The organism is Streptomyces sp. NBC_00442, from assembly GCF_036014195.1.
GTDB lineage: Bacteria > Actinomycetota > Actinomycetes > Streptomycetales > Streptomycetaceae > Streptomyces.
Window position 1 is genome coordinate 3,044,050 of sequence record NZ_CP107918.1, and the last position, 12,350, is coordinate 3,056,399.

At 72.7% G+C, this 12,350-nt stretch carries 12 protein-coding genes; 9 read left to right on the forward strand and 3 right to left on the reverse strand.

Annotated elements, in window-relative coordinates; translation table 11 throughout:
- Positions 1-83: 83 nt before the first annotated feature.
- From OG432_RS13700 to OG432_RS13730, 7 genes are all read left to right on the forward strand, one after another.
- Positions 84-686, forward strand: coding sequence for a hypothetical protein (locus tag OG432_RS13700; protein WP_328315097.1), 603 nt, complete (start codon positions 84-86; stop codon positions 684-686).
- A 247-nt stretch (positions 687-933) separates the two neighbouring features.
- Positions 934-1,329 (forward strand): TOBE domain-containing protein, encoded by a 396-nt coding sequence (locus OG432_RS13705; protein ID WP_267055710.1) that lies wholly within the window; start codon positions 934-936, stop codon positions 1,327-1,329.
- Positions 1,330-1,479: 150 nt separating this feature from the next.
- The gene (modA, locus tag OG432_RS13710; protein ID WP_328315098.1) at positions 1,480-2,295 is read left to right on the forward strand and encodes a molybdate ABC transporter substrate-binding protein; all 816 of its coding nucleotides are present in this window, start codon (positions 1,480-1,482) and stop codon (positions 2,293-2,295) included.
- A gap of 111 nt (positions 2,296-2,406) precedes the next feature.
- Complete coding sequence (locus tag OG432_RS13715; RefSeq protein WP_328311204.1) at positions 2,407-4,518, forward strand: ABC transporter permease; 2,112 nt, start codon at positions 2,407-2,409, stop codon at positions 4,516-4,518.
- 46 nt (positions 4,519-4,564) lie between these two features.
- On the forward strand, positions 4,565-4,942 hold the full coding sequence (locus OG432_RS13720) for an ArsR/SmtB family transcription factor (protein WP_328311206.1): 378 nt from the start codon (positions 4,565-4,567) through the stop codon (positions 4,940-4,942).
- A 115-nt stretch (positions 4,943-5,057) separates the two neighbouring features.
- Entirely contained in the window at positions 5,058-7,706 is a 2,649-nt protein-coding gene (mgtA, locus tag OG432_RS13725; RefSeq protein WP_443058384.1) for a magnesium-translocating P-type ATPase, read from the forward strand.
- 46 nt (positions 7,707-7,752) lie between these two features.
- Complete coding sequence (locus OG432_RS13730) at positions 7,753-8,337, forward strand: GNAT family N-acetyltransferase (RefSeq protein WP_328311208.1); 585 nt, start codon at positions 7,753-7,755, stop codon at positions 8,335-8,337.
- Here the strand turns inward: OG432_RS13730 and OG432_RS13735 are convergent.
- Positions 8,318-8,749: a GNAT family N-acetyltransferase gene (locus OG432_RS13735; RefSeq protein ID WP_328311210.1), complete on the reverse strand. Its 432-nt coding sequence runs from the start codon at positions 8,747-8,749 to the stop codon at positions 8,318-8,320. The genes OG432_RS13730 and OG432_RS13735 overlap by 20 nt on opposite strands.
- A 427-nt stretch (positions 8,750-9,176) precedes the next feature.
- Here OG432_RS13735 and OG432_RS13740 point away from each other — a divergent pair, with 427 nt between their 5' ends.
- On the forward strand, positions 9,177-10,016 hold the full coding sequence (locus OG432_RS13740; protein WP_328311212.1) for an NAD(P)H-binding protein: 840 nt from the start codon (positions 9,177-9,179) through the stop codon (positions 10,014-10,016).
- 224 nt (positions 10,017-10,240) lie between these two features.
- Entirely contained in the window at positions 10,241-10,993 is a 753-nt protein-coding gene (locus OG432_RS13745) for a Mut7-C RNAse domain-containing protein (RefSeq protein ID WP_328311214.1), read from the forward strand.
- Positions 10,994-11,031: 38 nt separating this feature from the next.
- Here OG432_RS13745 and OG432_RS13750 read toward each other — a convergent pair whose 3' ends face one another.
- Together OG432_RS13750 and OG432_RS13755 are read right to left on the reverse strand one after the other, a co-directional pair.
- A complete protein-coding gene (locus OG432_RS13750) occupies positions 11,032-11,535 on the reverse strand; it encodes a MarR family winged helix-turn-helix transcriptional regulator (RefSeq protein ID WP_328311216.1) in 504 nt (167 codons plus the stop codon).
- 151 nt (positions 11,536-11,686) lie between these two features.
- Positions 11,687-12,268, reverse strand: a complete 582-nt coding sequence (locus OG432_RS13755) for a TetR/AcrR family transcriptional regulator (RefSeq protein WP_328311218.1) — start codon at positions 12,266-12,268, stop codon at positions 11,687-11,689.
- Positions 12,269-12,350 lie beyond the last annotated feature (82 nt).

Here is a 12,350-nt window from a genome sequence, read left to right on the forward strand (position 1 = left end):
TTGCATCGGCGGATGATCGGGTTGCGCGGTGGGGCGCGCGCCGCATACAAAGCAGTCGGGCTACAAGCAGTCGGGTGAAGGATATGCATCGCGGTGGCGGACTGGGCGAAGGGACCGACGACCGGGGTCCCGAGCGCGCCCACCGTCGGGGACGGCACCGGCGACGCGACGCCCAGGACCGGCTCGACCGGGTCGCTGGCGCCGCAGGAGCGGGGAACGCCGCAGGGGCGGGGAACGGAAGTGGCCGGATGGGGGTGACCTACAAGTACTTCGGCGCGCCGGACGGCGCGACGGCCGCCCGGGTGCCCGTCACCATGCGCCCCGAGGAACTCGGCGGTGACGAACTGGGCATGGGCGGCATGTTCACCAAGATCAAGCCGGAGACGATGGCCGCGATGGTCCTCACCGGCATTCAGGGCATACCCCTGCACAAGGTCCCACCCCTGGAACTCGTCGTGCTCCACCCCGACTACGCGGTGGTCAAGCTCCCCATGACGGTCGTCGACCCGCTGCGCGGCGTCGGGGAGGAATCGGTGGGCGCCGCCGCCTTCATCTGGTCCACGGTCCCCGACCGCGGCGGCCCGCGTGACGCCTACAACGTGTACCAACTCCTGCACGAATGGCAGGACTTCTCGCACCGGCTGCACGAGGCGGGGCACCAGCCGTACTGCCTGGTCTGGCCCTGACCCTCCGGAGCCGTCCGCCGTACGGTCGCCCCAGCGGCGCTACCGAGCCGCAGGCGCCCGGCCTGCGGGAACGCCCCGAGGGGCGCGGCGAGGGCCCGGCCGAGGGGTTTGGTGAGGGGCTGGGCGAGGGGACGGGCGAACCGCTTGGCGACCGGCTTGGACCTTCGTCCATTCGGGCCCTCAAGTGCGGTGTACTTTCCGACGGACTCTTTGTATATGCGGCGTGAAGGCGCCTATCTTGTCGCACATGCAGTCCTACACCATCGGCCAGGCAGCGCGTCTGCTCGGCGTCAGCCCCGACACCGTGCGCCGCTGGGCCGACGGCGGCCGCGTCACGACCCATCGTGACGAAGGCGGCCGCCGACTCATCGACGGGCGGGACCTGGCCGCTTTCTCCATCGAGGTCGGCCAGTCCTCCAACGGCGAGGAGGAGGTGCCCTACACCTCCGCCCGCAACGCCTTCCCCGGCATCGTCACCGCCGTCAAGCTCGGTGACGTCGCCGCCCAGGTCGAGATCCAGGCCGGCCCGCACCGCCTGGTCTCCCTCCTGACCCGGGAGGCCGTCGAAGAGCTGGGCCTTGAGGTGGGCATGCAGGCCATCGCACGCGTGAAATCCACCAACGTGCACATCGACCGCACCTAGGTCGAGAACAGGCCAGTCACGTACGTCCCCGCGGCGTCGCCCCTTCCCCCCGCTTCCACGGGCATCCGGCAACGGAGATCCGGTCAGGGGAAGCCCTCACCTCCCGGCGCGGCTCGTCAAGCATCCGAAGGAGCTCCACCCATGTCCGTCATGGCTCTCAGCGCACAGCGCCGCCGCGCCGCCGCGGCCGTCGTCTCCGCCGCCCTGCTCATCCCGCTCGCCGCGGCCTGCGGCAGCGACAAGGACAGCGGGAGCGGCACGACCGCCTCGCCGTCCGGCAGCGCCGCCTCCACCCCGAAGGCCGCGCAGCTGACCGTGCTCGCCGCGTCCTCGCTCACGGACGTCTTCAAGGCGGCCGGTGCCGCCTACGAGAAGGAGCACCCGGGCACCAAGGTGACGTTCTCCTTCGCCGGTTCGCAGGAGCTCGCAGCCCAGGTCAAGCAGGGCGCTCCCGCCGACGCCCTGGTGACCGCCGACACCAAGACCATGGACGGCCTCAAGGCCGATGTGAACGACTCGTCGATCATCGCCAAGAACCGTCTGGTCATCGCAACCGACAAGGGCAACCCGAAGAAGGTCGAGGGCCTCAAGAACCTGTCCGACACCAACCTGAAGGTCGTCCTCGCGGCCCCCGAGGTTCCCGTCGGCCGCTACAGCAAGCAGGTTCTCGACGCGCAGCACCTCACGGTGAAGCCGGTCTCCCAGGAGCCCAACGTCCGCGCCGTGCTGTCCAAGGTGGAACTGGGCGAGGCCGACGCCGGCATCGTCTACAAGACCGATGCCGCCTCCGCCAAGGGCAAGGTCGACACCGTCGACATCCCCGACGCGCAGAACGCCGTGGCCCAGTACCCCGCCGCCACCCTCAAGACGTCGAAGAACGCCGACGCCGCCGCCGCGTTCGTGAAGTGGCTGTCCTCCCCCGAGGCCCAGAAGATCCTCGCGGACGCGGGCTTCCAGAAGCCGTAACCGGCCCGCTCCCCTGGCCGCTCCAGCTCCATCTCCCTTGCGGGGCCCGCCCGTTCGCCGCCCGTCCGCAGCGGGCGGGCGGGCCCCGCCATCAGGACTCCGGGGAACCCCATGACGCGCAGTCGCTCCCGCCGCCCACGCCCGCCCGTCGCGCTTGCGCTGCCCGCGCTGCTCGCCATCGCGTTCCTGCTGATGCCGCTCCTCGGTGTGCTGGCCCGCACCTCCTGGGGCGAACTCGGCGGTGACCTGACGAGCCCCGAGGTCACCGAGGCGCTCCGGCTCTCGCTCGTCGTCTCCTTCTGGGCGCTCGGCCTCTCCCTCCTTCTCGGCGTGCCGCTGGCCTGGCTGCTGGCCCGCGTCGACTTCCCCGGCAAGGCCCTGGTGCGCTCCCTGGTGCTGCTCCCGATGGTGCTGCCGCCCACGGTGGGCGGCGTCGCCCTGCTGCTCGGCTTCGGGCGGCGCGGACTGCTCGGGCCGTGGCTGGAGAACACCTTCGGGATCACGCTGCCGTTCCACACCTCCGGCGCCGTGGTGGCGGCCACCTTCGTCGCGATGCCGTTCCTCGTCATCAGCCTGGAGGGCGCGCTGGGCGGCCTTCGTCCCCGCTACGAGGAGACCGCCGCCTCGCTCGGCGCCTCCCCGGTCCGTGTCTTCCTCACGGTGACGCTGCCCATGGTCGCGCCCGGCCTCGCCGCGGGCGCGGCGCTCACCTGGGCCCGCGCGCTCGGCGAGTTCGGCGCCACCATCACCTTCGCCGGCAACCTTCCCGGCACCACCCAGACCCTGCCGCTCCAGGTCTATCTCCTGCTCCAGGACTCCCCCGAGGCGGCGACCTCGGTCTCCCTGCTCCTCCTCGCCATCGCGATGGCGGTCCTGGTGGCGCTGCGCGGCCGCTGGACCGGCGCCGCGTCGGTCCGCAGCGGCGCGCCCGCCACGGCCGCACCCACGGACACCGACGCCGCCCCCGCCTCGGACCCGAACGCCCCGGGACGGACGACCCCGACCGCCCCCGGCGACCCGCTCCGTCCCGGCGGCCCTGATGACCCCGACGGCCCCGACGGCCCCGACGATTCCGACGGCTCTGACGGCTCTGACGGCCCTGACGGCCCTGACGGCTCTGACGGCTCTGACGATTCCGGCCGCTCCGGCAGCCCCCTCGATGGCACCAACTCGGCGCCATTCAAGGCGAGTTGGCCCCTGCGGGCCGAGGTGACCGGGTTCAATCAGCTGACGCTCGACGCCGACCCCGGCACCACCATCGCCGTCGTCGGCGAGAACGGCGCCGGCAAGACCACCCTGCTGCGGGCCCTGCTGGGCCTCACCCCGCGCGCCCATGCCGAGCTGCGCCTGGGCGACCTCGACGTCACCGCCCTGCCGCCCCACAAGCGCGGCGTCGCCTGGGTGCCGCAGGACGGCGCCCTGTTCCCTCATCTCACCGCGCTCACGAACACGGCGTACGGGCTGCGCGCCCAGGGCACTTCGCGCGCCGAGGCACGCGCAACAGCCCAGCACTGGCTCGACCGCCTGGGCGTCGGCCACCTCGCCCAGCGCAAGCCCGCCCAGCTCTCCGGCGGCCAGGCCCAGCGCGTGGCGCTCGCGCGGGCGCTCGCCGCCCGGCCGCGCCTGCTCCTGCTCGACGAACCCCTGGCGGCCCTGGACCAGACCACCCGCGCCCGCGTCCGCCACACGCTGCGCACCCACCTGGCGGGCTTCACCGGCGTCTGCCTGATCGTCACCCACGACCCCGTCGAAGCCCTCTCGCTCGCCGACCGTGTCCTCGTCCTCGATCACGGCCGCACCCTTCAGGACGCGCCACCCACCGAGGTCACCCGGCACCCCCGCTCGCCGTGGGTGGCCCGCATGCTCGGCCGCAACGCGTGGCCCGGCACCGCGACCACCGACGGCCTCCTCCTGGCCGGCGGCGGGCGGATCGTGGCGGCCGAACAACTGCCGGACGGCAGCAGGGCATTGGCGATCATCACGCCGGAGTCGGTGTCCCTGCACCGCACGCGGCCGGACGGCAGCCCCCGCAACGTCTGGCCCGGCACGGTCCGCGAGGTCACCGCGAGCGGCAGCAGGCTGCGGGTGCTCATCGGGTCCGCCGAGTCGCCCGATCTGATCGCGGAGATCACCCCGGAGGCCGCCGCCGAGCTGGCCCTGGTGGAGGGCGTGACCGTGTGGTCGAGCGTGAAGGCGACCGAGGTGACTCTCGTATCGCTGTGAGCCGGCGCCCCTAGACTGGCTGCCCGGGGCGACAGGCACGGCCACCATGCCGGGGAGAAGACGGGAGACGACGGTGACGACGAGCGGCATCGACCCGTCGACCGAGGTGCTCGGCGAGGCAGCGGGCGTCTTCGGACTCCTTGCCTCGCCCGCGCGGCTGCACATCATGTGGGCGCTGAGCCACGGCGAGTCCGATGTGTCGGGTCTGGCCGAGAGGGTCGGCGGTGCGCTGCCGGCCGTCAGTCAGCATCTGGCGAAGCTGAAGCTCGCGGGACTCGTGCGGTCACGGCGGGAGGGACGCCGCGTGGTCTATCTCGTGGACGATCCGGATGTGGCCCAGATGGTGCGCTGGCTGGTCGCGCGGCTGGGCGGGGGCGTCAAGCTGCCGGGACCGTCGGGGCTCGTCCGTGACCTGGGCGCCTGAGCGGGTCACTCCGCCGCATCCGGCGCGCTCTTCTCGTTCTCCGCGGTCTTCGGCGGGTTTCTCGTCGCGCTCTTCGTCGCGCCCCGCTCATCTTTCGCGTACGCGTTCTCTGCAGTTGTCAAGGAGCACTCCGCTGGAGCTGCTGCGTTCACTCGGCACGAGCCCACGGGGACTGGTGGAGTCCGATGCCGAGAAACGACTCCTGCGTTATGGGGAAAACGTCCTTCCCGCGCGTCGAGTTCCGTCCCTGCCGATCATTTTTCTGCGCAGTCTGCGCGACCCGTTCACGGCCGTACTCGCCTCGCTCGCGCTGGTGTCGGCGCTCGTCGCCGCGTGGGCCACGGCCGCGGTCATCGCGGTTCTCGTGGTGGTGAGTTGCGGGCTGCGGGCGGCCGGCGAGCACCGCGCCGACCGTTCGGCGGCGGGGCTGCGGCAGCTGGTGGCCGGCACGGCGACCGTGCTGCGCAGGGCGACCCGGGAAGCGGCGCCGGTGGCGCGCGAGGTCCCGGTGGACCAGGTCGTGCCGGGCGACGTGGTACGCCTCGCGCCGGGTGATCTCGTACCGGCGGATCTGCGTCTGCTGCGGGCCACGGGATTGACGATGCATCAGGCGGCGCTGACCGGGGAGACCCTGCCGGTCCCCAAGTACCCGGTGGACGACCCCTCGGCGTGGCGGCCAGCACCGACCGGGCCCCAAGCCGAGCCGCCGGCCGGACCTCCGCCCCCCGACCCGTCCGCGGCCCCCGGCACCGGCCCGTCCCCGGACACCCCCGATCCGGCCGGCGACTTCGACCGGCCCGAACTCTGCTTCCAGGGCAGCAGCGTGGCCTCCGGCAGCGGGACCGGTGTGGCGATCGCGACCGGGGCCGGCACCCGGTTCGCGACGGCCGACATGACGCCCGGGAACGACCGGCGCACGACCGCCTTCGACCGGTCGGTGTACGGCATCTCCTGGATCCTGATCCGCTTCATGCTGCTCACCCCGCCGCTCGTCCTGATGGCCAACGCGGCGCTCCGCGGCCGCGGCATCGAGACCCTGCCGTTCGCGGTGGCCGTCGCGGTCGGGCTCACACCCGAAATGCTGCCGGTCATCGTGACGACCACGCTCGCGCGCGGCGCGTCCGCGCTGGCCCGCACCCATCAGGTGATCGTCAAGCGGCTGCCCGCACTGCACGACCTGGGCGCCGTCGACGTCGTCTGCCTGGACAAGACGGGCACCCTGACCCAGGACCGCCCGGTCGTGGAGTGCTCCCTCGGCGCGGGCGGCGCTCCCGACGACTCCGTGCTGCACTGGGCCGCCGTCAACAGCCTGTGGACTGTGCGCCTCGCAGAAGTACCCAGTGCCGACGCCCTGGACGAGGCCATCCTCGACGCGGCGGAGAACCGCTCCCCCGACGGGGCGGACGCCCTGGAGTACGACCCCGTCACCGCGCTCCCCTTCGACCCGGTACGCCGCCTGTCCACCGCCGTCATCAGGAGCCCGCGCCGGCTCGGACACCACACCCTGGTGGTGAAGGGCGCCGCCGAGAGCGTCCTTGAGCGGTGCGCGCTCGACGGCGAGGAACGCCGGCGGATCGCCGCGCTCGCCGACCGGATGGCCGCCGACGGGCTCCGCGTCCTCGCCGTGGCCCGCGCCGAACGGCCCGCGGCCACCCGCCCGTACACCCCCGCCGACGAGCACGGCCTGACCCTCACCGGCCTGGTCGGGCTGCGGGACGCTTCGGCGGACACGGCCGCCGAAGCGCTCGACGCGCTGCGGCGCAGGGGGATCGCCGTGAAGGTGCTGACCGGCGACCATCCCGGCACGGCGGCCCGCGCCTGCCGCGACCTCGGCCTGCCACCGGGCGAGGTGGTCACCGCATCGGCCACCGACGCGCTCAGCGACGCCGACCTGGGCGGACTCGCCGACAGGAGTACGGTCTTCGCGCGCTGCTCCCCCGAGCACAAGGCCCGCATCGTGCGCGTCCTGCGCGAGCGCGGACATGTCACGGGATTCCTCGGCGACGGGGTCAACGACCTGCCCGCCCTGCGCGCCTGCGACGTCGGCATCTGCCCGCCCGAAGCGGTGGACGTGGCCCGTGAGGCGGCGGACGTCGTCCTCGCGGCGAAGGATCTGACCTCGCTCGATCATGCCGTCATGGCGGGGCGCGGCAGCGGCGCCGCCATCGCCGGATACCTGCGGATCACCCTCTCCTCGAACCTCGGCAACGTCATCGCGATGCTGACCGCCGGTCTGCTGCTGCCGTTCCTGCCCATGCTCCCGGCGCAGGTCCTCGTCCAGAACCTGTGCTTCGACGCGGCCCAGTTGGCCTTCGCCTACGAGTGTCCGCGGGCCGGCGCGCTGCGGCACCCGCTGAAGCTGCGCCCGCGCGAAGTCCTCGCCTCCGTGACCGGGTTCGGGGTGCTGAACGCCGCCGCCGACCTCGCGACCTTCGCGGTACTGGCCTGGGCGGTCAGCGACGCCCGGTCCGAAACCGCCTTCCACGCCGGCTGGTTCACCGAGAACCTGCTGACCCAGGCCCTGGTGATGGTCCTGCTGCGCACGGGCCGGGGCGGCGGCGTCCCGGCCACCGCGGGCGTCCTCGCGCTGACCGGCCTGCTCCTGCCGCTCTCGCCGCTCGGCCCGCTGATCGGCATGGCCGCGCTGCCCCTGGCGTACTACCCGCTGCTCGCCCTCGTGCTCACGCTGTACGCGGGCGCCCTGCACTGGCTCACCCGGCGAACGGGGCGCCCGGAGCACCAAGGGCACCCGACCCCCGCGTAACGCCTGGTCAGGGGCATTGTCAGACCCGGCGCCTACAGTTCTGGACATGAGCGACACAACCCGTGAACTGCCCCCGCGCATCGGCCTGGTGGCCTGGTCGGCAGGCGATCTCGGCCTGCTGCGCAGATCGAACGCGCCGGAGATGACCGAGCACCTCGGCGGCCCGGAGTCCGAGGAGAAGGTGCTGTCCCGGCACGCCAGGTACACCGCCATGAGCGCCCGCCCCGCCACCGAGGGCCGGATGTTCAAGGTCGTCCTCGCCGACACGGGCGAGGCCGTCGGATCGGTCGGGTACTGGCCCCACATGTCGCAGGGCGCGGAGGCGTACGAGACGGGGTACGGCATCCTGCCCGAGTTCCGGGGCCGCGGCCTGGCCGTCGCGGCGCTGCGGGCGGTCGTGGCCGAGGCCCGCGCCGCCGGCGGTCCGCGCACGCTGCACGCCTATCCGTCCGTGGACCACGCGGCATCCAACGCCACCTGCCGCGGGGCCGGATTCGTGTGCGCCGGCGAGGTCGCGTTCGAGTACCCGCCGGGCACGCCGATCCGCTCTCACGACTGGTGGACCGAACTGGGGGACGGGGTCGGTCCGGACGGGCTCGGTCCGGACGGGGTCAGTCCAGCGGCTTGTTGAAGTTGAAGGCGGTCACCGCCATGCGCTCACGGAAGTAGAAGCGGTGCGCGTCGGTGCGGTGCGTGTTCGAGTCGAGGTTGAGGGAGGTGCAGCCCGCGGCTCTTGCGTGGCCCTCCAGGTGTGCGAGGAGGGCGTGGCCCACGCCGGTGGAGCGGACGGCGGCGGCGGTGACCAGGTCGTCGACGTACAGCTTGCGCACCGCACCGGTGTTGACGACGATCCGCCACCCGGCGGCGCCCACACAGACTCCGTCGTCGTTGTACGCGGCGGTGAAGCGCAGCCCCTGGGCGTGCCCCTCGCCGTAGATCTCGGCGAAGAGCTCTTCGGTGAGGTGGGGGCGGAGTTCGCTGAGTACCGGCAGCAGGTCGTCCGTCAGACGCGGGTCGCCCGGCTCAAGGTCGATGATCTTCATACCGGGAAGGGTAGAGGGAGTGCCCCCGGCCCGCGAGCTCCCGGCCGGCGGGATTCCGGCCGGCGGGATTCCGGTCGGCGAGGCCCTTGCCCGAGCTCCCCCGCTCGGGCCGCCCTGGCCGGCGCACCCTGCCGACGCACCCTGCCCGGCACCCCGTTGCTCGTCGATGTGGGCTCAATACCGTCGTTGCGCGCTCGACGCTCGCCATACGCGCTTGACGTCCGCGGCACCGGCGAGGATATTTATCTGCGTCACGCAGCTTCTGCAGCATGCAGCGTATGGTCCCGAGGGCGCCCGCACCGCACCGCACCCCGATGCAGGCTCGATGACGCAGGCTCGATCCCCGTACTCCGCCACGCACCTGCGCCGCCCACCCCGCACCTCCGCACCCCCTCTCAACTCCCCTGATCCGAAAGGTATTTCCACCATGACGGTTCTGATCACCGGCAGCCGCGGCAAGGTCGCCACCACCCTCATCCCGCTCCTGCGCGAGCACGGCATCGCCGTGCGTGCGGCCTCCGCGAGCCCCGACAAGCTGACCGTTCCCGCCGGCGTGGAGCGCGTGGTGTGCGACCTCGACGACCCGGCGACGTTCCCGGCCGCCCTGGCCGGCGTCGAGTCGGTCTTCCTCTACGCCAACCCCCATCACATCGAGGCGTTCCTCGCCGCCGCGAAGGCCGCAGGCGTCCAGCACATAACCGTGCTCTCCTCCAGCTCGATCCTGGAGCCCGGCGCCGACACGAACGCCATCGCGGCCATGCACAGCGCCGTCGAGCGCGGCATCGAGCGGTCCGGCATCGAGGCGACGTTCCTGCGGCCCGGCGCGTTCGCGGGCAATGCGCTGGGCTGGTCGTGGACAGCGAAGTCCGCCGGTTCCGTGGATCTGCCGTACCCCGAGGCCCAGTCGAGCCCGATCCACGAGGCGGACATCGCGGAGGCTGCCTTCGCCGTCCTCACCCGGCCCGAACTGCGCGGCCGCGCCTACCACCTCACCGGCCCCGCGTCCCTGACCGCGGCCCAGCAGGTCGCGATGCTCGCCGAGGCCACCGGGCGTCCGCTCACCGTCAACCCGGTGAGCGCCGAGGCCTGGAAGGCGTCGACGGCCGAGTTCATGCCCGCGACCGTCGCGGACGCGCTGCTCGGCTACTTCGCCTCCCACGAGGGCCACCCCGACGCCGTCACCCAGGACGTCGACGAGCTCACCGGCCACCCGGCCCGCACCTTCGCGTCCTGGGCCGGCGAGAACGCGGACGCCTTCCGGCCCTGAGGAGCAGCGGGCCGGGCCTCGCCAGGTCCGGGTACCCCTGAGGGGCGCGGGGAATTACGCGACCGACCACGCACGGCCCGCGCCCACACCCACACCCCCACCCACACTCGCACCCACGCCCGCACCCGCTAACCGGCCATCGGTGGGCTCGGCGTCACGAAGCCTCGGCGTCGTGCGCCATGAATTCCGTGGCCGGAGCGCGGCGGCAGTGCGATCCTGGCGGCGTGAACGGACCGGAGATCCAGATCGACTTCGCCCCTGAGCTGCACGTCTTCGTAGCGGCGAAGCGCCGCCAGGGGCGCAGCGCCGTCGTAACGGACGGCGCGTCCACCCTCGGCCATGTCGTCGAATCGCTGGGCGTGCCGCTCACCGAGGCCGGCCGGCTGCTCGCCGACGGCCGCGAGGTCCCCGTCTCGCACCTCCCGGTGGCGGGCGAGACCGTCGAGGTGCGCCCCGTCGACCGTCCGCAGGCGGTGCCGGGCGCTCCCCTCCGCTTCCTGCTCGATGTCCATCTCGGCACGCTGGCACGGAGGTTGAGGCTGCTCGGCGTCGACGCCGCGTACGAGAGCGAGGACATCGGCGACCCGGCGCTCGCCGCGCTCTCGGCGCGCGAACAACGCGTCATGCTCTCGCGGGACCGGGGGCTGCTGCACCGCAGGGAGCTGTGGGCCGGGGCGTACGTCTACAGCCATCGCACCGACGAGCAACTGCGGGACGTACTGGGACGGTTCGCGCCCGCCCTCGCGCCCTGGACGCGCTGCACCGCCTGCAACGCGCCGCTGCGCGAGGCCGACAAGGAGTCGGTGGGCGACCGCCTGGAGCCCGGCACCCGCAGCACGTACGAGATCTTCGCCGAGTGCGGCTCCTGCGAGCGGGTCTACTGGCGCGGGGCCCACCATGCGAGCCTGGAGGCGATCGTCGACGAGGCCGTCCGCGAGTTCGGACGGGCCGATCCCCAGTCGCACAACACCGCCTGACGCAAAATCAGAGACGCAAAATCAGATCGGACCGTTGATCAGATCAGCCCGCCCCTGAGGTGTTCGCACTGGACGGTGCTGAGGGCGATCGTGCGGCGCATGTGCGTGGCGATGAGCGCGATCTCGTCGTCCTCGTACGCGTCGAACATGTCCCACCAGGCGCCGTTGAGCCGGGCCCAGACGGCGCCGAGCTCCGCCATCCGCTCGGGCACCACCTCGACGAGCACCCTGCGGCGGTCCTCGGTGTCGCGGCGTCGCGTCACGTACCCGGACTTCTCCAGGCGGTCGACGAGCCGGGTGGCGGAGCCGGTGGTGAGCCCGGTCAGCTCGGCGATCCGCCCCGTGGTGACGGGACCAGGTTCGAGCCCCAGCAGGTTGAGGCACTGCAAGTCCGTCGGGTGCAGGCCCAGATGGTCGGCGAGCGCCTGGTTGAAGAGCGCGTACGACGCCATGTAGCGGCGGGCCACCGCGCCCAGGTCACGCAGCAGATCGGCTCGCGGGCCGCGGCCGGGAACCCCGCCGGCGCTCTTCTTCTGTGCCATGCAGAGAGTGTACGGCGCAGGGGTTGCCCTCGGTTAGCCGTCGCAGCGCGACAACGAGCCCGCGCACGACAACAGGCCGGGCGCGGCAACAAGCCCGCGCACGACATCAAGCCGCGCGCGACAACGGACCCGCCCGCCGGGGCGCCGGCGGTCAGGCCCCCTCGGCCGTCAGATAGCGCTGGACCGTGGGGGCGAGCCACGCGACGACCTCCTCGCGGGACATCGCGGCCGCGGGCGGGAAGCGCAGCACGTAGCGGGTCAGGGCCAGGCCCAGGATCTGCGCGGACACCAGGGCGGCCCGGCGCGGGGCGTCGTCCGGGTCGGGGCAGACGGCGGCGGCGAGCGGCACCATCTGCTCGGAGAAGATCGCCCGCACCCGCTCGGCACCGGTCGCGTTGGTGACGCCCACCCGGAGCAGGGCGGTCAGCACGTCGTCACCCTCCCAGCGGTCGAAGAAGTGGGCGACGAGCGCCGCGCCGAGGCCCTCGGCGGGCAGGGTGCGCGGGTCCGGGAACCCCAGATCGATCTCGGACGCGGCCGCGAACAGGCCCTCCTTGTTGCCGTAGTACCGCATCACCATCGACGGGTCGATCCCCGCGTCCCGGGCGATGGCGCGGATGGTCGCGCGTTCGTAGCCGTCGGCCGCGAAGCGCTCGCGGGCGGCTTCGAGGATCGCGGCCTTGGTGGCTCCGGAGGTGCGTCGGGGGCCACCGGCGGGGGCTTCGGTCGTCATGCCAACAAATGTAGGCCAACGGTTGTTGACACGCCAGTTCCGACGGTTCTACATTTGCCAACAAGCGTTGACCCACAGCCGT

What these genes read in the sequence shown, in the direction of transcription:
- OG432_RS13700 (WP_328315097.1), top strand. Translation starts at nt 84, where the DNA reads ATGCATCGCGGTGGCGGACTGGGCGAAGGGACCGACGACCGGGGTCCC.
- OG432_RS13705 (WP_267055710.1), top strand. Translation starts at nt 934, where the DNA reads ATGCAGTCCTACACCATCGGCCAGGCAGCGCGTCTGCTCGGCGTCAGC.
- modA (WP_328315098.1), top strand. Translation starts at nt 1,480, where the DNA reads ATGGCTCTCAGCGCACAGCGCCGCCGCGCCGCCGCGGCCGTCGTCTCC.
- OG432_RS13715 (WP_328311204.1), top strand. Translation starts at nt 2,407, where the DNA reads ATGACGCGCAGTCGCTCCCGCCGCCCACGCCCGCCCGTCGCGCTTGCG.
- OG432_RS13720 (WP_328311206.1), top strand. Translation starts at nt 4,565, where the DNA reads ATGCCGGGGAGAAGACGGGAGACGACGGTGACGACGAGCGGCATCGAC.
- OG432_RS13730 (WP_328311208.1), top strand. Translation starts at nt 7,753, where the DNA reads ATGAGCGACACAACCCGTGAACTGCCCCCGCGCATCGGCCTGGTGGCC.
- OG432_RS13735 (WP_328311210.1), bottom strand. Translation starts at nt 8,749, where the DNA reads ATGAAGATCATCGACCTTGAGCCGGGCGACCCGCGTCTGACGGACGAC.
- OG432_RS13740 (WP_328311212.1), top strand. Translation starts at nt 9,177, where the DNA reads ATGACGGTTCTGATCACCGGCAGCCGCGGCAAGGTCGCCACCACCCTC.
- OG432_RS13750 (WP_328311216.1), bottom strand. Translation starts at nt 11,535, where the DNA reads ATGGCACAGAAGAAGAGCGCCGGCGGGGTTCCCGGCCGCGGCCCGCGA.
- OG432_RS13755 (WP_328311218.1), bottom strand. Translation starts at nt 12,268, where the DNA reads ATGACGACCGAAGCCCCCGCCGGTGGCCCCCGACGCACCTCCGGAGCC.